The 26,938-nt window shown below is 62.9% G+C and carries 18 protein-coding genes; 9 read left to right on the top strand and 9 right to left on the bottom strand.

The genetic code is table 11. From position 1 onward, the window contains the following. Positions 1–145: 145 nt before the first annotated feature. From glgB to glgP, 5 genes are all read left to right on the top strand, one after another. The gene (glgB, locus tag CKW09_RS23040) at positions 146–2,332 is read left to right on the top strand and encodes a 1,4-alpha-glucan branching enzyme (RefSeq protein WP_095099704.1); all 2,187 of its coding nucleotides are present in this window, start codon (positions 146–148) and stop codon (positions 2,330–2,332) included. After that, positions 2,329–4,311, top strand: coding sequence for a glycogen debranching protein GlgX (gene glgX, locus CKW09_RS23035; RefSeq protein WP_095099701.1), 1,983 nt, complete (start codon positions 2,329–2,331; stop codon positions 4,309–4,311). The genes glgB and glgX overlap by 4 nt, the downstream gene beginning before the upstream one ends. A 15-nt stretch (positions 4,312–4,326) precedes the next feature. Next, positions 4,327–5,604 (top strand): glucose-1-phosphate adenylyltransferase, encoded by a 1,278-nt coding sequence (gene glgC, locus CKW09_RS23030; RefSeq protein ID WP_061800620.1) that lies wholly within the window; start codon positions 4,327–4,329, stop codon positions 5,602–5,604. A 134-nt stretch (positions 5,605–5,738) separates the two neighbouring features. After that, positions 5,739–7,172 carry a glycogen synthase GlgA gene (gene glgA, locus CKW09_RS23025; RefSeq protein WP_061800622.1) on the top strand — a complete coding sequence of 478 codons (1,434 nt, stop codon included), beginning with the start codon at positions 5,739–5,741 and terminating at the stop codon, positions 7,170–7,172. Between the two features lie 149 nt (positions 7,173–7,321). Further along, positions 7,322–9,769, top strand: coding sequence for a glycogen phosphorylase (gene glgP / locus CKW09_RS23020; protein ID WP_095099699.1), 2,448 nt, complete (start codon positions 7,322–7,324; stop codon positions 9,767–9,769). Positions 9,770–9,810: 41 nt separating this feature from the next. Here the strand turns inward: glgP and glpD are convergent, their stop codons facing one another. The 5 genes from glpD to malT all read right to left on the bottom strand — a co-directional run bounded on the left by glpD (position 9,811) and on the right by malT (position 16,526). Then, the gene (gene glpD, locus CKW09_RS23015; protein WP_061799011.1) at positions 9,811–11,319 is read right to left on the bottom strand and encodes a glycerol-3-phosphate dehydrogenase; all 1,509 of its coding nucleotides are present in this window, start codon (positions 11,317–11,319) and stop codon (positions 9,811–9,813) included. A 267-nt stretch (positions 11,320–11,586) separates the two neighbouring features. After that, positions 11,587–12,345 carry a DeoR/GlpR family transcriptional regulator gene (locus CKW09_RS23010; RefSeq protein ID WP_004930797.1) on the bottom strand — a complete coding sequence of 253 codons (759 nt, stop codon included), beginning with the start codon at positions 12,343–12,345 and terminating at the stop codon, positions 11,587–11,589. Between the two features lie 53 nt (positions 12,346–12,398). Continuing rightward, the gene (glpG, locus tag CKW09_RS23005; protein WP_061799009.1) at positions 12,399–13,235 is read right to left on the bottom strand and encodes a rhomboid family intramembrane serine protease GlpG; all 837 of its coding nucleotides are present in this window, start codon (positions 13,233–13,235) and stop codon (positions 12,399–12,401) included. Positions 13,236–13,402: 167 nt separating this feature from the next. Beyond that, entirely contained in the window at positions 13,403–13,729 is a 327-nt protein-coding gene (glpE, locus tag CKW09_RS23000; protein WP_061799007.1) for a thiosulfate sulfurtransferase GlpE, read from the bottom strand. Between the two features lie 82 nt (positions 13,730–13,811). Continuing rightward, complete coding sequence (gene malT, locus CKW09_RS22995) at positions 13,812–16,526, bottom strand: HTH-type transcriptional regulator MalT (protein WP_095099696.1); 2,715 nt, start codon at positions 16,524–16,526, stop codon at positions 13,812–13,814. 507 nt (positions 16,527–17,033) lie between these two features. Here malT and malP point away from each other — a divergent pair. Together malP and malQ are read left to right on the top strand one after the other, a co-directional pair. Then, entirely contained in the window at positions 17,034–19,439 is a 2,406-nt protein-coding gene (gene malP / locus CKW09_RS22985; RefSeq protein WP_095099693.1) for a maltodextrin phosphorylase, read from the top strand. Positions 19,440–19,448: 9 nt separating this feature from the next. Further along, positions 19,449–21,539: a 4-alpha-glucanotransferase gene (gene malQ / locus CKW09_RS22980; RefSeq protein WP_095099690.1), complete on the top strand. Its 2,091-nt coding sequence runs from the start codon at positions 19,449–19,451 to the stop codon at positions 21,537–21,539. A 113-nt stretch (positions 21,540–21,652) separates the two neighbouring features. Here malQ and nfuA read toward each other — a convergent pair whose 3' ends face one another. Beyond that, positions 21,653–22,228, bottom strand: a complete 576-nt coding sequence (gene nfuA / locus CKW09_RS22975; protein WP_061798998.1) for a Fe-S biogenesis protein NfuA — start codon at positions 22,226–22,228, stop codon at positions 21,653–21,655. A gap of 58 nt (positions 22,229–22,286) precedes the next feature. Continuing rightward, positions 22,287–22,970 (bottom strand): DNA utilization protein GntX, encoded by a 684-nt coding sequence (gntX, locus tag CKW09_RS22970; protein WP_061798996.1) that lies wholly within the window; start codon positions 22,968–22,970, stop codon positions 22,287–22,289. Between the two features lie 40 nt (positions 22,971–23,010). Between gntX and bioH the strand changes: the two genes are divergently transcribed. Beyond that, on the top strand, positions 23,011–23,781 hold the full coding sequence (gene bioH, locus CKW09_RS22965; protein ID WP_061798994.1) for a pimeloyl-ACP methyl ester esterase BioH: 771 nt from the start codon (positions 23,011–23,013) through the stop codon (positions 23,779–23,781). Positions 23,782–24,049: 268 nt separating this feature from the next. Further along, positions 24,050–24,334: a YdgH/BhsA/McbA-like domain containing protein gene (locus CKW09_RS22960; protein ID WP_061798992.1), complete on the top strand. Its 285-nt coding sequence runs from the start codon at positions 24,050–24,052 to the stop codon at positions 24,332–24,334. A gap of 43 nt (positions 24,335–24,377) precedes the next feature. Here the strand turns inward: CKW09_RS22960 and CKW09_RS22955 are convergent, their stop codons facing one another. Both CKW09_RS22955 and feoB read right to left on the bottom strand, forming a co-directional pair. After that, entirely contained in the window at positions 24,378–24,617 is a 240-nt protein-coding gene (locus CKW09_RS22955) for a FeoC-like transcriptional regulator (protein ID WP_061798990.1), read from the bottom strand. Next, positions 24,617–26,932 carry a Fe(2+) transporter permease subunit FeoB gene (gene feoB, locus CKW09_RS22950; RefSeq protein WP_095099686.1) on the bottom strand — a complete coding sequence of 772 codons (2,316 nt, stop codon included), beginning with the start codon at positions 26,930–26,932 and terminating at the stop codon, positions 24,617–24,619. Before feoB ends, CKW09_RS22955 begins: the two co-directional genes overlap by 1 nt. Positions 26,933–26,938: the final 6 nt, after the last annotated feature.

The following is a 26,938-nucleotide window of genomic DNA, read 5'->3' as shown; positions in this document are numbered from 1 at the left end:
TCAGGTCGGGAAGTCAAAGATTGGTCAATAACCGACCGCAATCACGCTTTAGATACCGAATGAATTGCATGATAACCAAAACGGCCATGGATCAATCAACCGGCCGATTCTTATAGATCATGCTGTTAATCTAAGGAAGAAGACTATGCCTGTACTTCCCGATCGTGACGTGATTGATCAGCTTATCTCCGGCCATTACGCCGACCCCTTCGCTCTGCTTGGCATGCATGCGGCCGATAACGGCCTGCAGGTGCGCGCGCTGCTGCCGGACGCCACCGAGGTGTGGCTGGTGGATCAGCAGACCGGCCGCCGGCTGGTGCAGCTACGCTGCGATGACCCGCGCGGCTTCTTCAGCGCCGCGGTGCCGCGCCGCAAAACGCCTTTCCGCTACCAGCTGCAGGTCAGCTGGCGCGATCACCAACAGATCGTCGAAGATCCCTACCGTTTTGGCCCCTTATTGCAGGATATCGACAGCTGGCTGCTGGCGGAGGGCACCCATTTGCGCCCCTATGAGCGGCTGGGCGCCCATCTGGCGACGCTGGACGGCGTCGACGGCGTCAGCTTTGCGGTCTGGGCGCCCAACGCCCAACGCGTTTCGGTGGTGGGGGAGTTCAATTTCTGGGACGGCCGCCGCCATCCGATGCGCCGCCGCCGTGAAAACGGCATCTGGGAGCTGTTCTTGCCCGGCGTGCAGGCCGGCCAGCTGTACAAGTATGAAATCATCGACTGCTACGGCAACACCCAGCTGAAGGCCGACCCTTACGCCTTCGAGGCGCAGATGCGCCCGGATACCGCCTCGTTGGTGGCGCCGTTGCCGGAGGTGGTCGAACAGACGCCGGAACGTCGGCGCGCCAATGATTTCGATCGGCCGATTTCCATCTACGAGGTGCATCTCGGCTCGTGGCGGCGCCATACCGACGATCACTTCTGGCTCAGCTACGGCGAGCTGGCGGCGCAGCTGATCGCCTACGTCAAGGACATGGGCTTCACCCATATCGAGCTGCTGCCGATCAACGAACACCCGTTCGACGGCAGCTGGGGCTACCAGCCGCTGGGGCTGTATGCGCCGACCCGGCGCTTCGGCACCCCGGCCGACTTCAAAGCCTTCGTGGCGGCGGCGCACCAGGCCGGCATCAACGTGATCCTCGACTGGGTGCCGGGGCATTTTCCCAGCGACGCCTACGGGCTGGCGAACTTCGACGGCACCGCGCTGTACGAGTACGCCGATCCGCGCGAGGGTTTCCACCAGGACTGGAACACGCTGATCTACAACTATGGCCGCCATGAGGTGCGCAACTACCTGGCGGGCAATGCGCTGTATTGGCTGGAGCGCTTTGGCATCGATGCGCTGCGGGTCGATGCGGTGGCCTCGATGATCTACCGCGACTACAGCCGCGCCGACGGCGAATGGGTGCCGAACTACTACGGCGGCAACGAGAATCTGGAGGCCATCTCCTTCCTGCGCTACACCAATCAGACCCTCGGCAAAGAGCGGCCCGGCGCGGTGACGCTGGCGGAGGAATCCACCGATTATCCCGGCGTGACGCTGCCGCCGGACGCCAACGGACTGGGTTTCCACTACAAATGGAACCTGGGCTGGATGCACGACACCCTCAACTACATGAAATGCGATCCGGTGCACCGCAAATATCACCATAACCAGATGACCTTCGGCATGCTGTACGCCTACACCGAGAACTTTGTGCTGCCGATCTCGCACGATGAAGTGGTGCACGGCAAGAAGTCGATTCTCGATCGCATGCCCGGCGACGCCTGGCAAAAGTTCGCCAACCTGCGCGCCTACTACGGCTTTATGTGGGCGCACCCCGGCAAGAAGCTGCTGTTTATGGGCTGCGAGTTCGCCCAGGGGCGCGAGTGGAATTTCGATACCAGCCTCGACTGGCACCTGCTGGAAGGGCTGGACAACTGGCATAACGGCGTGCAAAGGCTGGTGCGCGATCTGAACCGCTGCTATCAGCAGCAGGCGCCGCTGTATGAGCGGGATTACTGCCCCGACGGCTTCGAGTGGCTGGTGGTCGACGATCACGACAATTCGGTGTTCGCCTTCGCCCGCTACGACTCGCAGGGCAATGAGCTGATCGCCGTCAGCAACTTTACGCCGGTGCCGCGTCATCACTATCGCATCGGCATCTCCCGTTCCGGCGGCTATCGGGAGATCCTCAACACCGATTCGCATCACTATCACGGCAGCAACGCCGGCAATCAGGGGAGGGTCGAGTCCGAGCAGGTCGGCAGCCACGGCCGCGAATACTCCATCAGCGTGACGGTGCCGCCGCTGGCGACCATCTACCTGCTGCGGGAGGCGCAATGACGGAGCTGAAGCCCGGCCTCGCCGCGCCGCTGGGGGCGCATTACGACGGCAACGGCGTCAACTTTAGCCTGTATTCCGCCTGCGCGGAGCGGGTGGAGCTGTGCCTGTTCGACGGCCAACGGCGCGAAGTGCGGCTGCCGCTGCCGGCGCGCAGCGGCGACGTTTGGCACGGCTACCTGCCGGGAGGCAAACCGGGCCAGCGCTACGGTTATCGGGTTCATGGCCCGTTTGATCCGGCGCGGGGCCTGCGCTGCAACCCCGAAAAACTGCTGCTGGATCCCGCCGCGCGCGCGGTCGAAGGGCCGGTGGCGGACCATCCGCAGCTGCACGGCGGTTACGACCGGCCGGACGCGCACGACAGCGCGGAGCTGATGCCGAAGTGCGTGGTGGTCGACGAGCGCTATGACTGGCAGGACGATCGCCCGCCCGCGACCCCCTGGGGGCAAACGGTGATCTACGAGGCGCACGTGCGCGGCCTGACGCTGCTGCATCCGGACATCCCGCCGGCGCTGCGCGGCAGCTTCGCCGCCCTCGGCCATCCGGTGATGATCGCCTATTTCAAACGCCTCGGCATCACCGCGCTGGAGCTGTTGCCGGTGCAGCAGCACACCTCTGAACCGCGCCTGCAGCGGCTCGGGCTGATCAACTACTGGGGCTATAACGTGCTGGCGCCCTATGCGCCGGATAACCGCTACGCCAGCCTGCGCACCGGGAGCACGCCGCTGGGTGAGTTTCGCGACGCGGTCAAGGCGCTGCATAAGGCCGGCATCGAGGTGATCCTCGACGTGGTGTTCAACCACAGCGCCGAGCTGGATCTCGATGGGCCGACGCTGTCGCTGCGCGGTATCGACAACCCGGGCTATTACTGGCTGACGCCCGACGGGGACTACGTCAACGATACCGGCTGCGGCAATACGCTGCGGCTGGATAGCCCGCAGGGCGTTGCCTGGGTGATGGACTGCCTGCGCTTCTGGGTAAAAGAGTGCCACGTCGACGGCTTCCGCTTCGATTTGGGCAGCGTGCTCGGCCGCACGCCGGCGTTCGATCGCGAGGCGCCGCTGTTCCAGGCGATGCTGGCGGACGACCTGCTGTCGCGCTGCAAGCTGATCGCCGAGCCTTGGGACATCGGCCCCGGCGGCTATCAGGTGGGGGCGTTTCCCGGCCGCTTCGCCGAATGGAACGACCGTTATCGGGACGATATGCGCGGCTTCTGGCTGCAGGGGGAAGTCTCGCTCGGCCAGTTCGCCCGGCGTTTCGCCGCCTCCAGCGACCTGTTCAACCAACGCGGGCGGGCGCCTTACGCCGCCATCAACATGCTGACCGCGCACGACGGCTTCACCCTGCAGGACCTGGTCAGTTTCAATCAAAAACACAACCAGCCGAACGGCGAAGGCAACCGCGACGGTAGCGAACGCAATTTCAGCAACAACCACGGCGTTGAAGGCCCGACGGCCGACGACGCCATTGTGCAACGCCGCAGGGCCAGCCAGCGGGCGCTGCTCGCCACGCTGTTACTGTCCCAGGGAACGCCGATGCTGCTGGCCGGCGACGAACATGGACATAGCCAGCAGGGGAACAACAATGCCTATTGTCAGGACAACGCCACCACCTGGCTCGACTGGGCCACGGCGGACGACTCCCTTACCGCTTACGCCGCCGCGCTGATTCGCCTGCGCCGGCAGATCCCCGCGCTGCGGCAGGACCGCTGGTGGCAGGACGGCGACGGCAGCGTGCGGTGGCTGAATGCGCAGGGGCAGCCGCCCGATGCGCAGCAGTGGGAGCAGGGCGATCTGCAGCTGCAGATCCTTCTTTCGCAACGCTGGCTGCTGGTGATTAACGCCACGCCGCAGGCGGCGGAGATGAGGTTGCCCGACGGCGACTGGCAGGTTGTCGCCCCCTTTATTCAGGAAGACTCGCGGGCGGTTTTACCCGCCTGGCACCAGGCCGCGCACTCGCTTTGCGTGCTGGTACGGAAATAATAAAAGGAGTCAGCTATGGTTAGGTTTGAAAATAACGACCCCCTGATGTTGGCGCGCCAACTGCCGATCAAGTCCGTTGCCCTGATCCTGGCCGGCGGCCGCGGTTCGCGCCTGAAAGATTTAACCTCAACCCGCGCCAAGCCTGCCGTACACTTTGGCGGCAAGTTCCGCATCATCGATTTCGCCCTGTCCAACTGCCTGAACTCGGGTATCCGCCGCATCGGCGTGATCACGCAATACCAATCGCACACCCTGGTGCAGCACATCCAACGCGGCTGGTCGTTCCTCAACGAAGAAATGAATGAGTTCGTCGACCTGCTGCCGGCCCAGCAGCGCCTCAGCACCGAGCATTGGTACAAGGGCACGGCGGATGCGGTGTACCAGAACCTGGACATCATCCGCCGCTACGAGGCCGAGTACGTGGTGATCCTGGCGGGCGACCACATCTACAAGATGGATTACTCGCGCATGCTGATCGACCACGTCGAAAAGGGCGCGCAGTGCACCGTCGCCTGCCTGCCGGTGCCGCGCAACGAGGCCAGCGAATTCGGCGTGATGAACGTGGACGAAAACGACCTGATCCTCGAGTTCCTGGAAAAGCCCGCCAATCCGCCGGCGATGCCGGGCAACCCGGACATGTCGCTGGCCAGCATGGGCATCTACATTTTCAACGCCGATTACCTGTTCAGGCTGTTGGAAGAGGATATGTCGACCCCCGGTTCCACCCACGACTTCGGCAAGGATCTGCTGCCGAAAATCACCGCCCAGAAGGCGGCGTGGGCGCACCCGTTCACCCTGTCCTGCGTCACGTCCAACCCCGACCTGCCGCCGTACTGGCGCGACGTGGGCACGCTGGAAGCCTATTGGCGCGCCAACCTCGATCTGGCCTCGGTGACGCCGGAGCTGGACATGTATGACCGCGCCTGGCCGATCCGCACCCATATGGAGCCGCTGCCGCCGGCCAAGTTCGTGCAGGACCGTTCCGGCAGCCACGGCATGACCATGAACTCGCTGGTGTCCGGCGGCTGCATCGTCTCCGGTTCGGTGGTGGTGCATTCGGTGCTGTTCCCGCGGGTGCGGGTGAACTCGTTCTGCACCATCGACTCTACCGTATTGCTGCCGGACGTGAACGTCGGCCGCTCTTGCCGCCTGCGGCGCTGCATCATCGACCGCGCCTGCCATATCCCCGAAGGCATGGTGATCGGTGAAAACGCCGACGAAGACAGCAAGCGTTTTTATCGTTCGGAAGGCGGCATTGTGCTGGTGACGCGCGAAATGTTGTCAAAGTTGTGAGTTAACCTGGGCGGCAGAACGATAACCTGCCGCCGGATGAACGTTTCGCTGGCTTGCGCAACGCGGGATTAACACGGCGGCAAGCCTGCCTTATTTCTTATCCAGAGGCCTTTGGCCGACTTTCAGGAGTGATAATGCAGGTTTTACACGTATGTTCTGAAATGTTCCCCCTGCTGAAAACGGGTGGGCTCGCAGACGTGGTGGGTGCCTTGCCGGCGGCGCAAATTGCCGAAGGCGCCGACGTTCGGGTGTTATTGCCCGCTTTTCCTGACGTACGCAACGGCATACCCGACACCGTGCCGGTGGCGGAAATCGATTCGTTCGCCGGCCGGGTCGGCCTGCGCTACGGCAGCTATCACGGCGTGGGGGTGTATCTGATCGACGCCCCCTGGCTGTATGACCGGCCGGGCAGCCCGTACCACGATCAATCGATGTACGCCTACGCCGACAACCACCGCCGCTTTGCGCTGCTGGGCTGGATGGCCTGCGAGCTGGCCAAGGGGCTGGATCGTTACTGGCGGCCGCAGGTGGTGCACGCCCACGACTGGCACGCCGGGCTGGCCTGCGCCTACCTGGCGGCCAACGGCCACCCGGCGCGTTCGGTGTTCACCGTGCACAACCTGGCCTATCAGGGGCTGTTCTCGGCCCATCACGTCGCCGAGCTGTGGCTGCCGCCGTCGTTCTACAACCTCTACGGGCTGGAGTTTTACGGCCAGATGTCGTTCCTCAAGGCGGGGCTGTTCTATGCCGATCACGTCACCGCCGTCAGCCCGACCTATGCCCGCGAGATCACCCGGCCGGAGTTCGGCTACGGCATGGAGGGGCTGTTGCAGGAACGCCAGCGCCAGGGGCGGCTGAGCGGCATTCTCAACGGCGTGGACGACAAGATTTGGGACCCGGCCCAGGATCCGCGGCTGACCGCGCGCTACGACGCCGACGATTTGAAAAACAAGGTGAAAAACAAGCTGCACCTGCAGAAAGCGATGGGGCTGAAGGTGGACGAATCGCTGCCGGTGTTTGCGGTAGTGAGCCGCCTGACCAGCCAAAAAGGATTGGATCTGGTGCTGGAGGCGCTGCCGGCGCTGCTGGAGCAGGGCGGCCAGCTGGCGTTGCTGGGGGCCGGCGACGCGGTGCTGCAGCAGGCGTTTCTGGCCGCCGCCGCCGACTATCCGGAGCAGGTCGGGGTGCAGATCGGTTACCACGAAGCGTTCTCGCACCGCATCATCGGCGGCGCCGACGTGATCCTGGTGCCGAGCCGCTTTGAGCCCTGCGGCCTGACCCAGCTCTACGGTTTGAAATACGGCACGCTGCCGCTGGTGCGGCGCACCGGCGGGCTGGCGGATACGGTGGTGGACTGCGCGCTGGAGAACCTGGCCGACGGCACCGCCAGCGGATTTGTGTTTGACGATTGTGACGCCACCGCCCTGGGTAACGCTATCCGGCGCGCGATGGTGCTGTGGAGCAGGCCTAAACACTGGCGTCACGTCCAGCGCCACGCCATGGGCGTGGACTTTGGCTGGCAGATAGCGGCAAAGGCTTATCTGTCACTTTATTCCCGTCATATTTGACGCTGCCTCGGTGTTGGCTGCACTCACTTACCCGAATCACTTACTGAAGTAAGTTCATCGGGATAAGTTCCCTTGCCGCCTTGATGCAGCGCCAATTATTTTGGGTATATCAACGCTTGTTGTAACCACGCACTTGGGATCGAAAAGCTATGACTTCACCGATTAGTTACACCTCACCCACGGTCAGTGTTGAAGCGCTGAAACACTCCATCGCCTACAAGCTGATGTTCATCGTCGGCAAGGACCCGGCCATCGCCAATCAGCATGACTGGCTGAACGCCGTGCTGTTCGCGGTGCGCGACCGCATGGTGGAGCGCTGGCTGCGTTCCAACCGCGCCCAGCTGTCACAGGATGTGCGGCAGGTGTATTACCTGTCGATGGAATTTCTGATTGGCCGCACCCTGTCGAACGCGCTGTTGTCGATGGGCATTTATCAGGATATCGACGACGCGCTGAACGAGATGGGGCTGAGCCTGGCCGAGCTGCTGGAAGAGGAGAACGATCCCGGCCTCGGCAACGGCGGCCTGGGCCGATTGGCCGCCTGCTTCCTCGATTCGCTGGCCACGCTGGCGCTGCCGGGGCGCGGTTATGGCATTCGCTACGAATACGGCATGTTCAAGCAGAACATCGTCAACGGCCAGCAGATGGAATCGCCGGATTATTGGCTGGAGTACGGCAACCCCTGGGAGTTTCCGCGCCATAACACCCGCTACAAGGTGCGCTTCGGCGGCCGGGTGCAGCTGGAGGGCGCCAAGGCGCGCTGGCTGGAAACCGAGGAGGTGGTGGCCATCGCTTACGATCAGGTGATCCCCGGCTTCGACACCGACGCGACCAATACCCTGCGGCTGTGGAGCGCGCAGGCCAGTAACGAAATCAACCTGGGCAAATTCAATCAGGGCGACTACTTTGCGGCGGTTGAGGATAAAAACCACTCGGAAAACGTATCGCGCGTGCTGTACCCGGACGACTCGACCTATTCCGGGCGCGAGCTGCGGCTGCGGCAGGAGTATTTCCTGGTGTCGGCCACGGTGCAGGATATCCTCAACCGCCACTGGACGATGCACAAGACCTTCGACAACCTGGCGGACAAGATCGCCATTCACCTCAATGACACGCACCCGGTGCTGTCGATTCCGGAGCTGATGCACCGGCTGATCGACGAACACAAGTTCAGCTGGCTCGACGCCTGGGCGGTGGTGGAGCAGGTGTTCTCTTACACCAACCACACGCTGATGAGCGAGGCGCTGGAGACCTGGCCGCTGGACATGATCGGCCGCATTTTGCCGCGTCACCTGCAGCTGATTTTCGAGATCAACGACCACTTCCTCAAGCAGGTGCAGGAGGTGGCGCCGGGCGACAACGATCTGCTGGCGCGGGTGTCGATCATCGACGAAACCAACGGCCGGCGGGTGCGCATGGCGTGGCTGGCGGTAGTGGCCAGCCACAAGGTCAACGGCGTGTCCGCCCTGCATTCCGAGCTGATGGTGCAGTCGCTGTTCGCCGACTTCGCCCGGCTGTTCCCCAATCGTTTCTGCAATAAAACCAACGGCGTAACGCCACGCCGCTGGCTGGGGCTGGCCAACCGGCCGCTGGCGGCGGTGCTGGACGACAGCATCGGCCAGACCTGGCGCACCGATCTCAGCCAGCTGAGCGAAATCAAGGCCAACGTCGACTACCCGAGCTTCCTGCAGGCGGTGCAGGCCGCCAAGCGGCAGAACAAGGAGCGGCTGGCGGCCTATATCGCCAAGACGCTCAACGTGGTGGTCAATCCGGACGCGCTGTTCGACGTGCAGATCAAGCGCATCCACGAGTACAAGCGACAGCTGCTCAACGTGCTGCACGTGATCACGCTGTACAACCGCCTGCTGCAGGAGCCGGAAATCGAACGGGTGCCGCGGGTGGTGATCTTCGCCGGCAAGGCGGCCTCGGCATACTACGCCGCCAAGCAGATCATTCGGTTGATCAACGACGTGGCCAAGGTGATCAATAACGATCCGCGGGTGCATACCCAGCTGAAGGTGGTGTTTATTCCCAACTACGGCGTCAGCCTGGCGCAGATCATCATTCCGGCGGCGGATCTCTCCGAACAGATCTCGCTGGCGGGCACCGAGGCTTCCGGCACCAGCAATATGAAGTTCGCCCTGAACGGCGCGCTGACCATCGGCACGCTGGACGGCGCCAACGTCGAGATGCTGGAACACGTGGGGGAGGAGAACATCTTTATCTTCGGCAACACCGCCGAACAGGTGGAGGCGCTGCGCCGCAACGGTTACAACCCGCATCTTTACTATGAGCAGGATCCGGAGCTGCATCAGGCGCTGACCCAAATCGCCACCGGGGCGTTCAGCCCGGAAGAACCGAAGCGCTACAGCAACCTGTTCGACTCGCTGGTGAACCTGGGCGATCACTACCAGCTGCTGGCGGACTACCGCAGCTATGTGGACACGCAGGACAAGGTGGATGAGGTGTACCGCAATCAGGATGACTGGACGCGGCGGGCGGTGCTGAACATCGCCAACATGGGCTACTTCTCTTCCGACCGCACCATTCAGGAATACGCGGACGAAATCTGGCACATCAAGCCGATCAAGCTGTAATAAAAAAGGCCGCGCAAGCGGCCTTTTCCTTATGCGTTGGCTCAGGAAGCCAGCGACAGCGCTTTCGCTTTCGCGTGTTGCGCCAGCCAGGCCTTCACCCGCGCCTGCTGCGCGTCGTCCAGCCACATGCCCAGCTTGGTGCGGCGCCAGATGGCGTCGTCCAGCTCCACCACCCACTCTTTCTCGATCAGGTAGCGCAGCTCGGCTTCGTACAGGCCGTGGCCGAACTCTTCACCCAAATCGCTGAGGGCGTTGGCGCCGGCCAGGATCAGCTCGCTGTGGCTGCCGTAGGTGCGGGCATAGCGGCGCGCCAGGGATTCCGGCAACCAGCCGTGCTCGCGGCGCAGCCTGGCGGCGTAGGCGTCGCGATCGCCACCGATGTCGCCGCCGGGCAGCGAACCGTTTTTGGTCCACGCCGGGCCGCAGCCAGGGTAGTAGTGCGCCAGCTTCTCCATCGCGTGCTCAGCCAGCTTGCGGTAGGTGGTCAGCTTGCCGCCGAACACCGACAGCAGCGGCGCCTTGCCCTGCTCGTCGTGCACGTCCAGGGTGTAATCGCGGGTCACCGCCTGCGGCGAATCGGACTCGTCGTCACACAGCGGACGCACGCCGGAGTAGGTCCAGACGATATCGTCGCGGCCCAGCTGCTTCTTGAAGTGATCGTTGTACACCTTCAGCAGGTAGTTGATTTCGTTCTCGTCGATCTTCACATCTTTCGGATCGCCGTGGTATTCCACGTCGGTGGTGCCGATGATGGAGAACTCGTCGTTCCACGGGATCACGAACACGATGCGGTGGTCTTCGTTCTGCAGAATGTAGGACTGCGGCTGGTCATGCACGCGCGGCACCACGATGTGGCTGCCTTTGATCAGGCGGATGCCGTAAGGCGATTTCAGCTTCAGGCCGTCGTCGAAGAAATTCTTCACCCATGGGCCGGTGGCGTTCACCAGGCCCTTGGCGCGCCAGGTGAAGGTTTTGCCGCTGTCGATATCGACCGCTTCCACCATCCACAGGCCGTTTTCACGCCATGCGCGGGTGACTTTGGTGCGGGTGCGCACTTCGCCGCCGCGTTTTTCCACTTCCTGCGCGTTCAGCACCACCAGGCGAGCGTCGTCGACCCAGCAGTCAGAATATTCGAAACCGCGCTTCAGTTCAGGCTTCAGCACCGATTCTGGTCCAAAGCGCAAACTCTTGCTGCCCGGCAGGCTGGTGCGTTTGCCCAGGTGATCGTACAGGAACAGGCCGATGCGGATCATCCAGGCCGGACGCAGGTGCGGCTGATGCGGCAGGCGGAAACGCATCGGGAACGCGATGTGCGGCGCCAACTTCAGCAGCACTTCGCGTTCGGCCAGCGCTTCGCTCACCAGACGGAATTCATAGTGTTCCAGGTAGCGCAGGCCGCCGTGGATCAGTTTGGAACTGGCGGAAGACGTAGCACAGGCCAAGTCTTGCGCTTCCAGTAGCAGTACCGATAGCCCGCGCCCGGCAGCATCCGCCGCGATGCCGGCACCGTTGATGCCGCCACCGATAACGATCAAGTCTTTGGTTTCCACGTCATCTTCCTCCAGATGTTCGAAATAGCTCTTTCATGTTCGTTTTCGCTCATGATTGTAATCAAAAACCAACAAACAAGCCAAGACTTAACCAAACAAAAACATTTAGGCGTGATAGAGCTAACAGTTTGCCGGTAGTAGTTATACAAAAAGGAGGGATATGGACGCGGGCGAGTGCGGGTTCAGCAGGCTGAACCCAGCGAAAAAGCAGGCGTTAAACGGGCGCGGCGGGCGGCGCCCCGGGGGAGTGAACGCGTTGGGGCCGGCTCAGCACAGCTCCAGCTGCACGTCGTACTGTTCGATGATTTTCATCACGCTGGGCGGCGGCAGTTGGTCGGTGAACAGGTAGTCGATCAGGTTCATGTTGCCCAGGTTGACCATGGCGTTGCGGCCGAATTTGGAGTGGTCGGTCACCAGCATGACGCAGCGGGAATTTTCGATAATTGCGCGTTTGGTGCGCACTTCGTGATAGTCGAATTCGAGCAGCGAGCCGTCCATGTCGATGCCGCTGATGCCGAGAATGCCGTAATCGAGCCGGAACTGGGAGATGAAATCCAGCGTGGCTTCACCCATGATGCCGCCGTCGCGGGTGCGCACTTCACCGCCGGCCAGGATCAGACGGAAGTCTTCCTTGGCGGTCAGCAGGGTGGCGACGTTCAGGTTGTTGGTCACCACGCGCAGATTCTTGTGGTTCATCAACGCGTGGGCCACCGCTTCCGGCGTGGTACCGATATCGATAAACAGCGTGGCGCCGTCCGGGATCTGGCTGGCGACGCGCTGGGCGATGCGGGCTTTCTCTTCCGACCACATTACCTTGCGATCGTTATAGGCGGCGTTGACCGAGCTGGAGGGCAGCGCGGCGCCGCCGTGGTGGCGCTGGATCTTGTTCTGATCGGCCAGGTCATTCAAATCGCGGCGAATGGTTTGCGGGCTGACGTCAAAATGTTCCACCAGCTCTTCGGTACTGACATAACCCTGCAGGCGCACCAGCTCGATAATTGCGTCATGACGCTGTGTTTGCTTCACGATAATCCCCTAAAACGCCCGGTATACCCTGCGGTGGGCATAGGTCCTGGCTGTTATTGTTCGTTGTGCGCGCGATGACGCGTGTCCCAAAATGCCATCAATAACCCTAACACTAAACCGGCCACGTGTGCCGCGTTGGCGATCGACATTCCTAAAATATCGAAATATCCGGCCACCAGCCACAGCACCGAAAACACCATCAGGCCGCGCGGCAGCATCAGGCCGCGCTCCGGCGCGCGTTCGCCCGAGAGCCACGCGTAGCCCATCAGCGCGTAGACCACGCCGGACAGGCCGCCGAACAGCGCGCCGCTGAACAGCGATTGCGCCCAGCCGCTGAAAAACGCCGACACCACCGCCAGCACGAACAGCTTGCCGGCGCCGAGGCGTTTTTCCATCGGGCCGCCGAGGTACCACCACCACAGCAGGTTGAAGACGATGTGCAGCAGCGAGAAGTGCAGAAACGCATGGCTGACCCAGCGCCACAGCTGCAGGTATTGGCTGCTGTCCTGCGGCCATGACAGCCAGTACATCACCACGTCGTCGCCGAGCAGCTGCATCAGGATATACACCGCAATGCACAGCGCCATCACGCTCAGCGTCAGCGGCCCGGCCTTGCTGCGCAAGGTGTGCAGATAGGATTCGCTCTGGTAGTGCAGGCCGGCGTCGGTATGGCCGGTCTGCCAGCTGGCGGCCTGGTAGCGGCGGTTAAGCGGATCGACCAAAAACTGCTGCAGCTCATGTTGCACCTGCTCCAGCCGGCTGTCGTCCGCCAGCCAGATTTCGGCCGCCTCGCCGCTGTTGCGCAGCTCAAGCCGGATGCCCTGGGTCGCCATATAGTCGACAAAGGCCAGCGCCAGGCGCGGGTTGGATACGGCGATTACTCTAACCATTGCTCTTCCGTCTAAGTGGATGATTTTAGCCGCCGCTTTGGCGTCGACGGCCCAGACGGCCGATTATAGCGTCGAAATCCTGAGCGCAAACAAGGGATCGGTGAAAAACAGTAAAAACGCCGGCCGACGGCGAAGAAAAGCAACCCGCCGGCGATCGGCGGGCCAAATTAGGCGGAGGTTTCAACGTCCTGCGGGTACTGGCGCGCCCAGGCCTCGAAGCCGCCGTCGATGCTGTATACCGCGTCAAACCCTTGATGCAACAGGTATTGCGCCGCGCTGCGGCTGCTGTTGCCGTGGTAGCACATCACCATCACCGGGCGATCGAAATCGTTCTGCTGCATGAACGCCGGCAGGCTGGCGTTGGTGAGGTGGAAGGCGCCCGGCGTATGCCCGGCTTCAAAACTTTGCGGATCGCGGATGTCGACCAGGGCGGCGCTGCCGTCTTGCCAACGGCTGTGCGCCTGCTCAACGTTGATCGCTTCAAACTGTTCCATACTGCTGACTGCCTCGTGATTGGGGGACGCCGGTATTGTAACCAACTCTGCGGCAATTAAGACCAGAGCAAGGTTGTGGTTTTTAGGCGCCGTACCCCATCATTTTCAGCAATTGCTGCGCCTGCTGCACCGCTTCCTGCCGATGGGCGACCCCCAGCTTCTGGTACAGATTGCGGATATGGGTTTTGATGGTGGTGGCCGCCACGTCCAGCTCGCCGGCGATCTGGTCATTGCTGTAGCCGGAATAGATCAGCCCCAGCACCTGCCATTCGCGCTGGGTCAGCGGGCTGGTGCGAATAAGCTCCGGCACCTGCGGGTGAGTCAGCAGCTTATCGACGAAGTTCTCGTCAAAATGGGCGAATTTATGCCGGTGATGCTGGTTGATGTCGCGCAGAATGCGCTGGGCGCGATGCTGCTCCAGCTCCGGCAGCGTATTGAGCTGGATCAGCTGGCGCAGCTGCTGCGCCATCGCCTCGCCCTCGATAACGAAGTGGCTGATAAAACCGGTGCGATTCGCCAGCGACAGCGCCTCGATCAGCGCCTGCTGCGCTTCGCCTTTGCGATCCTGTTGCCAGAACAGCTGGTTGCTGAGCAGCAGGTTGCGGTTGAGATCGCTCATCAACCGCAGCCGGCGGGCGTTGTCGTTCAGTTCGTCCAGCACCACTCCTGCCTCGTCATGCTGGCCGAGCAGGATTTGCACCCGGGCGATATTGCGCCATTGGCCCTGGGTAAAATGGTTGTCCGCCATGCCGGGCTTTTCGGTCTGCCGCAGCCATTGGGCGGCGGCGGCGGCGTCGCCGGTCATCTGCCAGTGGATCACCCGCGATTTGTCGGTATTGGTCAGCCAGTCGCGGTGGTATTGCGCGCCGTGCAACAGCGCTTCGCAGCGCTGCAGATGGGCGTTGGCGTTGTCCAGATCGCCGCGCGCCAGCGAACACTTGGCCAGCATGGCGATGCACTGCAGCTGCTGCTGCGGCTGGTAGTTGGCGAGGATCTTCAGGCCGGCGCGCGCGGCGTCTTCGGCTTCGTCCAGCCGCGACCACGACCACAGGATCTGCGCGCGGATGCGCAGCAGGAACTCGTGCATCGGCAGCTGCTCCAGGTGCTGCTCGCGCACCAGCTCGAACGCCTTGTCCTGGGTTTCGTAGGCCGCCTGCAGAAAGCCCTGGGCGATCAGGATCTCGCTCTGCTGCAGCAGCGCCCACAGCCCGTAGTGGTAAGTCTGGTGGCGGCGCGCCATCTGTTCGGTCTGCTGCATCATCGGCAGCGCGCGCGCCAGCTCGCCTTTGCAGTGATGCACTTCGCCGGTCACCGAGGTGGCGACGATGCGGCTGTAATAGCTGGACAGCGGCAGGAACTTCAGCGCTTCGGTCGCCAGGCGCTCGGCTTCTTCCGGCTTGCCGGCGTTGATCGCCACCTGGGCGCGCAGGGCGTCGAATTCGGCGTGCAGCGTCTGATCGACTTCAACCTTCTGCTCGCGCATCGTTCGTTCGGCGCGCTCGAGCAGGGTATTCACTTCGCCGTAGCGGTGCTGGCTCTGCGCCAGCCAGGCCTGCAGCAGCGCCAGCTTGGGATTTTGGATCAGGCACTCATACGGCAGGGCGTTGAGGCACTCTTCCAGCAGGGCCAGCTCGCTGTGGTGGAACAGCGACCAGGCGTGCTGTTGCAGGATGTCGCGCAGCATGCTGACGTCGCTGGCCGCCAGCGCATGGTGGATGGCCTCGGTCGGATAGCCCAGCGCCAGCCAGCCTTCGGCGGCGGCGCGATGCAGCCCCGGCAGCTCCAGCGCCAGCTCCCACTGGCAGCGTTGGCGCAGGAAGGTGGCGAACAGCGGGTGGAAACAGAACCATTCGCCGGTGTCGTCCATGCGGTGGATAAACAGCCCCTGGCGCTCCAGCTCTTCCAGCCGCTGCTGGCCGTTGTCTTCGCCGGTCAGGCGGACGATCAGCGCGTCGTTCATCGAACGCAGCACCGAGCAGCGCAGCAGGAAGGCGCGCGCCTCGGCGTCGACGCGATCCAGCACCTCGTCCACCAGGTAGTCCGACAGATGGCTGGCGTTCAGCCCCGCCAACCGCTTGGCCGACAGCTGGGCGGAAGAGGCGGACTGACGGGCCGACAGCGCAATCAGCTGCAGGGCGGTGGCCCAGCCTTCGACCTCATCGCACAGGCGGCTGCTGTCGTGCTGCTCCAGCGGCGCGGCCAGCCGGCAATCGAAGAACTGCTTGGCTTCCTGGTGATTGAACGCCAACTGCTGCGTGCCCATTTCCAGCAGCTGATCGCGCACCCGCAGGTTGGCGATGCCGAGCGGCGGCAGGGTGCGCGACAGCAGGAGCAGCGTCAGGTTTTCCGGCTGATGGCGCAGGAAAAATCGCATCGCTTCGTGGATGGCGTCGTTGGTGATCAGATGGTAGTCGTCAATCACCAGGTACAGCGGCTGGTGCCAGTCGGACAGTTCGATAAACAGCTGGGCGAACAGCGCCGACAGGCTGGCGTACTGATGCTTCTGGCTCAGCGCCTCGCTCTTCACGCAGTGGCCGCCGCTGGCCTGCTGCAGCGCGGCGATCAGATAGCTGGCGAAGCGTTCCGGCTGGTTGTCGCTTTCGTCCAGCGAATACCAGCCGAGGTCGGTTTTCCCGGCCGCCCACTGGGCGACCAGCGTGGTTTTTCCGTATCCCGCCGGGCAATTGACCAGTGTCAGGCGATAGTTGCCCGCGCTGGCCAGCTTGGCCAACAGGCGATCGCGGATCACGGTATTTTGCAGCCGTACCGGGCGGCTCAGTTTTGATGGGATCAGCATAGTATTCCAGGGTAAAAATCGCGGTTCCCGCCGCCTAAGGCCAGCCCGAAGGAGTTCATATCATCGCGACTCCCGCCGGGATCGGAGTGGAGCTAATTATTTTATGGTTCGTAATTAATAGCCCTCCTAACTTCTGACAACGTTAAACGTATTGCAACAAGCTTCCGCATTGGCTTGGAGTTAAATTGCTATCGATCACACTTTTTTACGTTTAGCGCCGGCTCGCCGCGCTATCGCCCGGGATCGCATTTCCCGCCATGGACAAAACTTCAGCAGTGCGAATAACTGTGCTAACGTCAGGAACAGCGTTCTCAGTGCTCGCCGCGCCCGGCGGTGGGCTTTTTTGCATCGGTGCAAGGGAGTCAAAAAGTGCCTGAGATCACAATTCCAGCTACGCCCCAATCCTCCTCCCCAGCTAATCCTCAGGCGGGATGATGCCGTCCGGGTTTCTCCCCGGCACGATAACGGCAATTTGACGACCCACTTACTGGATAGAGAGTTTTTCTTATGTCACAGCCTACGCTCAAGAAGGATGCTTTTCTGGCGGCACTGACCCGTCAGTGGCAACGGTTCGGCCTCAGTTCCGCACAACAGATGACCCGGCACCAATGGTGGGAAGCGGTAAGCCGCGCGCTGGCCGAACAGCTGGCCGCGCAGCCGGCGCCGCGCAACGACGCCAGGCCGCTGCGCCATGTGAACTACATCTCGATGGAGTTTCTGATCGGCCGCCTGACGGCGAACAACCTGATCAACCTGGGCTGGTACGACACCGTTGAACAGGCGCTGGCGGAGCAGGACGTCAAGCTGGCGGACCTGCTGGAGCAGGAAACCGACCCGGCGTTGGGCAACGGCGGGCTGGGGCGCTTGGCGGCCTGTTTCCTCGATTCGATGGCGACGGTGGAGCAGCCGGCCACCGGCTACGGGCTGAACTATCAGTATGGGCTGTTCCGCCAATCGTTCAGCGGCGGCCAGCAGCAGGAGGCGCCGGACAACTGGCAGCGCGAAAGCTACCCCTGGTTCCGTCACAACGCCGCGCTGGCGGTGGACGTGGGCATCGGCGGCAAGCTGGAAAAACAGGCCGACGGCCGCGAGCTGTGGCGCCCGGCGTTCACCCTGCGCGGCGAAGCCTGGGATCTGCCGGTGCTGGGCTTTCGCAACGGCGTGACCCAGCCGCTGCGCCTGTGGCAGGCGACTCACCGGCAGCCGTTTGATCTCGGCGATTTCAACGACGGCAAGTTCCTGCAGGCTGAGAAGCAGGGCGTCGAGGCCGCCAGGTTGACCAAGGTGCTGTATCCGAACGATAACCATCAGGCCGGCAAACGCCTGCGCCTGATGCAGCAGTATTTCCAGTGCGCCTGCTCGGTGGCGGATATCCTGCGCAAGCATCATCAGGCCGGGCGCAGGATTGAAGACCTGCCGAAGTACGAAGTGATCCAGCTGAACGACACCCACCCGACCATCGCCATTCCGGAAATGCTGCGCATCCTGCTGGATGAGCATCAGCTGGACTGGGACGCGGCCTGGGCTGTCACCAGCAACACCTTCGCCTACACCAACCATACCCTGATGTCGGAAGCGCTGGAGTGCTGGGACGAGAAGCTGGTGCGCAGCCTGTTGCCGCGCCATTTCTCGATCATCAAACAGATTAACGCCAACTTCAAAAAGTTGGTGGAGCGGCACTGGCCGGGCGACGAGGCGGTATGGGCCAAGCTGGCGGTGCACTACGACAAGCAGGTGCGCATGGCCAACCTGTGCGTGGTCAGCGGTTTCGCGGTCAACGGCGTGGCGCAGCTGCACTCGGATCTGGTGGTGAAGGATCTGTTCCCGGAATATCACCGGCTGTGGCCGAACAAATTCCATAACGTCACCAACGGCATCACGCCGCGCCGCTGGCTTAAGCAGTGCAACCCGGCGCTGTCCGGCCTGATCGACCAAACCCTGAAGGTGGAGTGGGCCAACGATCTCGACGCGCTGAAAGGGCTGGAGAAATACGCCGACGACGCGGCTTTCCGCCAGCGCTACCGGCAGATCAAGCGCGACAACAAGGTGGCGCTGGCCAACTACGTGCACGGCGTAATGGGGCTGACGCTCAACCCGGACGCCATCTTCGACGTGCAGATCAAACGCCTGCACGAATACAAACGCCAGCACCTGAACCTGCTGCATATTCTGTCGCTGTATCGCCAACTGCGCGACAACCCGAACCTCGACATCGTGCCGCGCGTATTCCTGTTCGGCGCCAAGGCGGCGCCGGGCTACTACCTGGCGAAGAACATCATTTACGCCATCAATCAGGCGGCGGAGAAAATCAATAACGATCCGCTGGTGAGGGATCGGCTGAAGGTGGCGTTTATCCCCGACTACCGGGTGTCCGTGGCCGAACTGATGATCCCGGCGGCGGATATTTCCGAGCAGATCTCCACCGCAGGCAAAGAGGCCTCCGGCACCGGCAACATGAAGCTGGCGCTGAACGGCGCGCTGACCGTCGGCACGCTGGACGGCGCCAACGTCGAGATTGCCGAACAGGTGGGCGAAGACAACATCTTCATCTTCGGCAACACCGTCGAACAGGTGAAGGCGCTGCTGGCGCAGGGGTATGACCCGCTCAGCTACCGCAAGAAAGACAAGCACCTGAAAGCGATCCTGGACGAGCTGGCGAGCGGCGCTTTCAGCCACGGCGACAAGCACGCGTTCGACATGATGCTGCACAGCCTGCTGGAAGGCGGCGACCCGTACCTGGTGCTGGCCGACTTCGCTTCGTACTGCCAGGCGCAACGCCGGGTAGACGAGCTGTATCGCAACCAGGACGAATGGACGCGCCGCACCATCCTCAACACCGCGCGCGTCGGCATGTTCAGTTCGGATCGTTCGATTCGCGACTACCAGCAGCGCATTTGGCAAGCCAAACGTTAAGGAGAGCGAATGGATCGCAAGCGTATCGATCAGGCGGCCGCGCAGGCGGGTATCGCTGCCGACTACATCAATGCCCACGGCAAGCCGCAGGCGAGCCCGCTGGACACCAAGCGCAAGCTGCTGGCGGCGATGGGCCGCGACGGCGCGCCGGCGGCAATGCCGCCGACGCCGTTGCCGCCGGTAAAGGTGTTTTATCAGGGGGCGCCGATGGCGCTGCCGCTGGGCGGTGAGGGCGAATATTTGTGGACGCTGCAGCAGGAAGACGGCGGGCGCCGGCAGGGGAAAGCCCACGCGCGCAAAACCCTGACGCTGCCCGGTGACCTGCCGGCGGGCTATCACCAGTTGACGCTAAGCCAGGGGCAGCGGCAGTGGCCGTGCCGGCTGATCGTCGCGCCCAAACGCTGCTTTGAACCGGACGCGCTGCTGACCGGCAAAAAGCTGTGGGGCGCCTGCGTCCAGCTCTATACGCTGCGTTCCGACCGCAACTGGGGCATCGGCGATTTCGGCGACCTGCGGCTGATGGTGGAGCAGGTCGGCGAACGCGGCGGCGCCTTTGTCGGCCTGAACCCGATCCATGCGCTGTATCCGGCTAACCCGGAAAGCGCCAGCCCGTACAGCCCGTCATCGCGCCGCTGGCTGAACCTGGTGTATATCGACGTCGACGCGGTGGAGGATTTCCGGCATAGCCAGGCCGCCCAGCAGTGGTGGCGCAAGCCGGCGACGCAAAAGCGGCTGGCCAAGGCGCGCGCCGCCGATTGGGTGGACTACGGCGCGGTAACGCAGCTGAAGCTGGCGGCGCTGACGCTGGCGTTCCCGGTTTTCCAGGCGCGCAAAGCGGGCGACCCGCAGCGCCAGGCGTTTGAGCAATTCGTTGCCGAAGGCGGCGACAGCCTGTACCGGCAGGCGGTCTTCGATGCGCTGCATGCCCATCTGGCGGCGCAGGACAGCAGCCTGTGGGGCTGGCCGGCCTGGCCGGAACGGTACCGTCAGGGCGATGGGGCCGCGGTGCAGCAGTTTTGCCGGGAGCATCGGGATCAGGTGCGCTTCTACCTGTGGCTGCAGTGGCTGGCGGCCAGCCAGTTCGCCGAGTGTTTCAGCCAAAGCCGGCAGCAGCAGATGCCGATTGGCCTGTACCGCGATTTGGCGGTCGGGGTGGCGGAAGGCGGCGCGGAAACCTGGTGCGATCGCGAGCTGTACTGCCTGAAGGCCTCGGTCGGCGCGCCGCCGGACATCTTGGGGCCGCTGGGACAAAACTGGGGGCTGCCGCCGATGGATCCGCACGTGATGGCGGCGCGCGGCTACCAGCCGTTTATCGACCTGCTGCGCGCCAACATGACCAGCTGCGGCGCGCTGCGCATCGATCACGTGATGGCGTTGCTGCGCCTGTGGTGGATCCCCTACGGTGAAACGGCGGACCACGGCGCCTACGTCAAATATCCGGTGGATGACCTGCTGGCGGTGCTGGCGCTGGAAAGCCAGCGGCACCGTTGCATGGTGATCGGCGAGGATCTCGGCACCGTGCCGGTGGAGATCGTCGGCAAGCTGCGCGACAGCGGCGTTTATTCTTACAAGGTGTTGTATTTCGAGCGCGACGCGGAGAACCGTTTCCGTGCGCCGCAGGCTTACCCGGTGCAGGCGATGGCGACCATTACCACCCATGACCTGCCGACGCTGCGCGGCTATTGGCAAAGCGGCGATCTGACGCTCGGCAACCAGCTGGGGCTGTACCCGGATGCCGAGATCCTGCAGGCGCTGTTCGCCGATCGCGAGCGCGCCAAGCAGGGGCTGCTGGACGGGCTGCATCATTACGGCTGCGTGCCGCAAAAGGTGGGCAAGAAGGCGGCGCTGCTCGGCATGAGCCCGCTGCTCAACCGGGGGCTGCAACGCTACGTCGCCGACAGCGCCAGCGCCTTGCTCGGCCTGCAGCCGGAAGACTGGCTGGACATGGCCGGCCCGGTCAACATTCCCGGCACCAGCGATCAGTACCCGAACTGGCGGCGCAAGCTGACCCATACGCTGGAGGAGATGTTCGCCGATCCGCGGATCAATCGCCTGCTGAAGGATTTGGACAAGCGGCGACGCAAGGTGTCGGTGGGGTGACGACGAGGTGTCGCGGTATCAAGGCGCAGGATAACAACCCGGGCCCTATCCAAACGATGGGGCCCGAATTCATTGGAGTTGCCGCCTAGCTGCAACTTCAAGTAAGAAGGGGATCAGTAGTAAGAGTGCTCGCCGCGCTGGTGCTCGGTCAGATCGCGCACGCCTTTCAGCTCCGGGAACTTCTGCAGCAGCTCTTTCTCGATCCCTTCTTTCAGCGTCACGTCGACCATGGAGCAGCCGTTGCAACCGCCGCCGAACTGCAGAATAGCCAGGTTGTCGTCGGTGATCTCCATCAGCGTCACGCGGCCGCCGTGGCCGGCCAGCTGCGGGTTGATCTGCGATTGCAGCACGTATTCGACACGCTCCATCAGCGGCGCGTTGTCGTCTACCTTGCGCATTTTGGCGTTAGGCGCCTTCAGCGTCAGTTGCGAACCCAGCTGATCGGTCACGAAGTCGATTTCGGCGTCGTCCAGATACGGCGCGCTCAGCTCATCGACATAGGCGGACAGCTTTTCGAACTTCAGCTCGGTGTCTGTCGCTTCTACCGCATCCGGCGGGCAATAAGAGACACCGCATTCGGCCGTCGGCGTGCCCGGGTTGATCACGAACACGCGGATTTGGGTGCCTTCTTCTTGATTTGCCAGCAGTTTGGCAAAGTGTTCCTGTGCAGCATCTGTTATACGAATCATAGCATTAGCTCAATAATTGACTTCTATAGTCGGTTATAATACGCCCATTGCCGTGGCACTACAACGTGCGGCAGACGCACCATATCTGCAGCGACGCGGCGCCTTGCCGATGCAACAGCGCAGCGATTTCCGCCACGGTGCTGCCGGTCGTCACCACATCATCCAGCAGCGCGATATGTCGGCCGGCGACGGCTTCGTCACAGGCAAACGCATTGCGCAGATTGCGCCGCCGCGCGCCGGCGCTCAGCCGCTGCTGCAGGGCGGTTTTGCGCACCCGCCGCAGCGCCGCCGGGCGGTAGGCGCAGCCCAGCCAGCGCGCCAGCGGCCTGGCCAACAGATCGCTCTGATTATAGCCGCGCCGCCAGCAGCGTTTAGCCTGTAAGGGTACCGCTAAAATCAGGTCGGGTCTGTTCAGATACTGCTCTCTGCGCGCCTGCAGCCAGCTCAGCAGGATCAGGCGCGCCAGCGTCGGCGCCAGTTCGGGCGCCTGCTGGAATTTGAACCTTTTCACCAGCTGGCTGAGCGGGGCAATATAGTCGCCGGCGGACACCAGGCGTTGCCAGAGCGGCGGCCGTTGCAGGCAGCGGCCGCAGGGCAGCAGGGTGCTGCCGGCGGGCAGACCGCAGCGCGGGCAGCAGCGGGGTCTGGCCGGCAAATGGCGCAGGCAGCAGCTGCAGATGCCGTGGCGGATAAACACTAAGGGTTGTCGGCATAGCCAACAGCGGCTGCGGATTGCTAGCATAGGGGCTCGGTAACGGATGAATTTCAAAGGACATTAACCGATGACAGCGTTGTACTGGCAAACAGTGGGTGAAGGCGAGCGCGATCTTGTGCTGCTGCACGGCTGGGGTTTGAATGCCGAAGTGTGGGGTTGCATGCTGGAGCGGCTGACGCCGCATTTTCGCCTGCACCTGGTCGATCTGCCGGGCTATGGGCGCAGCCAGGGGTTTGGCGCCATGTCGCTCGAACAGATGGCGGAGACGGTGCTCGCCGCCGCGCCGCCGCAGGCCTGGTGGCTTGGCTGGTCGCTCGGCGGGCTGGTGGCCAGCCAGATTGCGCTGACGCGGCCGCAGCGGGCGAGCGGGTTAATCACCGTCGCCTCTTCACCGTGCTTTGCCGCCCGCGACGACTGGCCGGGGATCCGCCCTGAGGTGTTGAGCGGCTTTCAGCATCAGCTGAGTCAGGATTTCCAGCGCACCGTCGAGCGCTTTTTGGCCCTGCAGACGCTGGGCACCGAAAGCGCCCGTCAGGATGCCCGCCAGCTGAAAGCGGTGGTGCTCAACCAGCCCACGCCGACGGTCGAGGTATTGAACGGCGGCCTGGAGATCTTGCGCACCGCCGATCTGCGCCGGCCGATGGCGGATCTGAACCTGCCGCTGTTGCGCGTTTACGGCTATCTGGACGGGCTGGTGCCGCGCAAGGTCGCCGGGCTGCTCGACGCCGCCTGGCCGCGTTCAACCGCAGAAATCCTCGCCAAAGCCGCCCATGCGCCTTTCATTTCTCACCCTGACGCGTTTGCGTCGATTATCGAAACGTTCATCACAGCGCATTGAATATTGATGAGAAAAGCACGATAGGGCGCTAAAAAAAGCGCCCCCCGGGTGGATAAAAGACAAAGCTGTTCGATACTTAGTGAGTCAATGCGTTGGCTGCAAAGTGAAAAAGCCGCGTGCGCTTTTTTCACTTTGGCGTTTCGTCTCTGGGCAAGGGGTCTCGTCAGGGAAAGCAACGAGACCTGAGGATGTCACGGCAGCCTGCTTTAGCGCGCATTATTCTTGACGGCTTTCATAACGTATAAATTATCCATTGAGAGGTAGAGTCATGAAATCATTGAAGATGATAGTTGCAGCGTTGGTGGTGGGTACCTTGTCTTTCAGTTCCATGGCGGCAACTCTGCTGACCAAGGAAGATCTGGATAAGAATCCGGGTAAATACGAGAAAATCGGCACGGTCACCACGACCGCGGAAACCACGTCGCCGATGGACGCCAAAGAAGAGCTGTCCAAGCTGGCGGATGAAAAGGGCGGGCAATACTACGTGATCCTGGCCGGCCGTGAGCACGGCAAGTTCAGCGCCATCGCCGAAGTGTACAAAGACAAGCAATAATTATTGATTGGCGAGGGGCGCTCAACGCGCAGCGCCCCTGATTTCAGGCTTTCAGCCGATAGGTTACCGTACCGCATCCCCGGCCCTGCGGGCAGCTTTTGCAACTGCCGCTCAGGCAGGCGCCGTCCTCCTGTTCGATACGCTCCACTTTTCCCATCGCCGTTAAACGCTCCAGCATCGCCTGCACCAGCGGCAGAGGCGTCGCCAGCAGGCGGCTGAGCTGCTGCGGCTGCGCGCTGCCGTGCAGCGCCAGCGCGTCGCGCACCTGCAGCAGGCCGGCCATCAGTGGCAGCTTCCTTGCGGGCCCTGGCAGCAGGCGGCCGGCGTGGCGTTGCCCAGCCGCACTCTCACCCGGCTGCGCGCCCGGCGCAGGCCGAACAGGATCAGCAGGTTGATCAGCACCACCGTCAGGATCGCCGCCAGGCTGTACCGCGGGTGTTGGCTGAAGGTGGCCGTCTGGTAGAACAGCGTCGCCAGCGAATAGGCGATGTTCAGCCCCCAGAGAATGGAGAAGGTCATCCAGCCGCGGCTCGACTCACGGGCGATGGCGCCCATCACCGAGACGCAGGGCACATACAGCAGCACAAAAATCAGGTAGCTGTAGGCGGAGATCCCGGAGCCGAATTTGCTGCTCATCACGCCCATGGAGCTGGCGCCCATTTCGCCGTCGCCCTTGCTGGCCTCGATCGGGTTGGAGAGCACGCTCAGGCTGAAGGTGTCTTTCAGCCCCTGCCAGGTGTCATGCAGCGCGCCGCCCAGCTGGCCCAGCAGGTTAAAGCCGGCGGCGTCGAACGGCTGATTGTTGATCTGTTCTGCGGTGTACAGGGTGTTCAGGGTGCCGACCACCACCTCTTTGGCCATGGCGCCGGTCACCAGGCCGACGGTGGCCTGCCAGTTATCGCCGTGCACGCCCATCGGCTGCAGCAGCGGGGTCAGCACCTTCGAGACCGAGGCCAGCGCGGAGTCGTTGATGTTGTCGACCGGCTGGCCGCTGAACGAGAAGCTGTTCAGGCCGCCGATGAAGATGCTGGCGATCACGATCACCTTGCCGGCGCGCAGCACGAAGCCTTTCAGCCGCTGCCAGGTTTGCAGCAGCAGGCTTTTCAGGTGCGGCACGTGGTAGACCGGCAGCTCCATGACGAACGGCGAGGCTTCGCCGCGCATAATGGTGTATTTCAGCACCAGGCCGGTGAGGATCGCCACCACGATGCCGAGCATGTACAGCGAGAACACCACGCCCGCGCCGTCCTGGCCGAAGAAGGCGGCGGCGAAGACCGCGAAGATCGCCAGGCGAGCGCCGCACGACATGAAGGGCGCCATCATGATGGTGATCAGCCGCTCGCGCTGGGCATCCAGGGTGCGGGCGCCCATGATCGACGGCACGTTGCAGCCGAAGCCGACAATCAGGGGCACGAAGGATTTGCCCGGCAGGCCGAGCGCCTGCATCAGCCGGTCCATGACGAACGCCGCGCGCGCCATATAGCCCGAGTCTTCCAGAAACGACAGGAACAAATACATCATGCCGATCTGCGGCACCAGCGGCAGCACGGTGTTGATGCCGCCGCCGACCCCCTGCGCCAGGAAGATGGTCAGCCATTCGGGGAAATGCAAGGTATAGCCCAGCCACTGAATGCCCTGAATGAATATCGCCGCCGAGCCGATGTCGAAGATCGGCTGCAGCGCGCCGCCGATGTTGATCGCCAGCAGGAACATCAGGTACATCACCAGCAAAAAGATCGGCACCCCCAGCCAGCGATTGAGGATCACCTTATCCAGCAGTTCGGTCAGGCGGTTCGGCAGCGCCTGCTGCGAGTTGCTGACGGCGTCGCACAGGAGGGCGATCGACTGATAACGCGCATCGGCGATCACCAGCGCCGGATCTTCCTGCCGCTGCCGTTGCAGCGCCTGCCGGGCCGCCGGCAGCAGCGCGGTGGCGGGGCCGGCCAGGCTGTGGCTGTAGATATCGCCCTCCAGCATCTGCAGCGCCAGCCAGCGGCGTTGCTTCGTCGGCAGGCGCTGCGGCATGGCGTCGCTCAGCGTGGCGACCTCTTCCAGCAGCAGCGGCGGGTAGTTCACCAGCGCCTTCAGCTCATTGAAACCGTGGTTGTCGATCATCTGCTTCAGCACGCCGATGCCGTCGGCCTTGGTGGAAACCATCGGCACCACCGGGCAGCCGAGGCGCGCCGACAGCGCGGCGATGTCGATCTCGATGCGCTGGCTCCTGGCGATATCCAGCATGTTCAGCGCGACGATGCAGGGAATGCCCAGCTCCAGCAGCTGCAGCGTCAGATAAAGATTGCGCTCCAGGTTGGCGGCGTCGACCACGTTGATCAGCAGATCGGCGTCGCCGCTGAGGATGTAGTGGCAGGCGATCTGTTCGTCGAGCGAGGTTTGCTCCGAGATGGTGGTCAGGGAATAGGTGCCCGGCAGATCGACCAGCCGCACCTCAGACTGCGGCGTGGTGAAGTGGCCTTCCTTGCGCTCCACCGTGACGCCCGCCCAGTTGCCGACCCGTTGGCGCGCCCCGGTCAGCTGGTTGAACAGCGTGGTTTTGCCGGAGTTCGGATTGCCTATTAAGCCGATGGTGAGTTTTTTCATAATCCC

Origin of the sequence: Serratia ficaria, from assembly GCF_900187015.1 — a bacterium.
In the GTDB taxonomy this organism is placed as follows: Bacteria; Pseudomonadota; Gammaproteobacteria; order Enterobacterales; family Enterobacteriaceae; genus Serratia; species Serratia ficaria.
The sequence above is the reverse complement of the archived record's forward strand: the minus strand, read 5'-3'. Positions and strand labels throughout refer to the sequence as shown.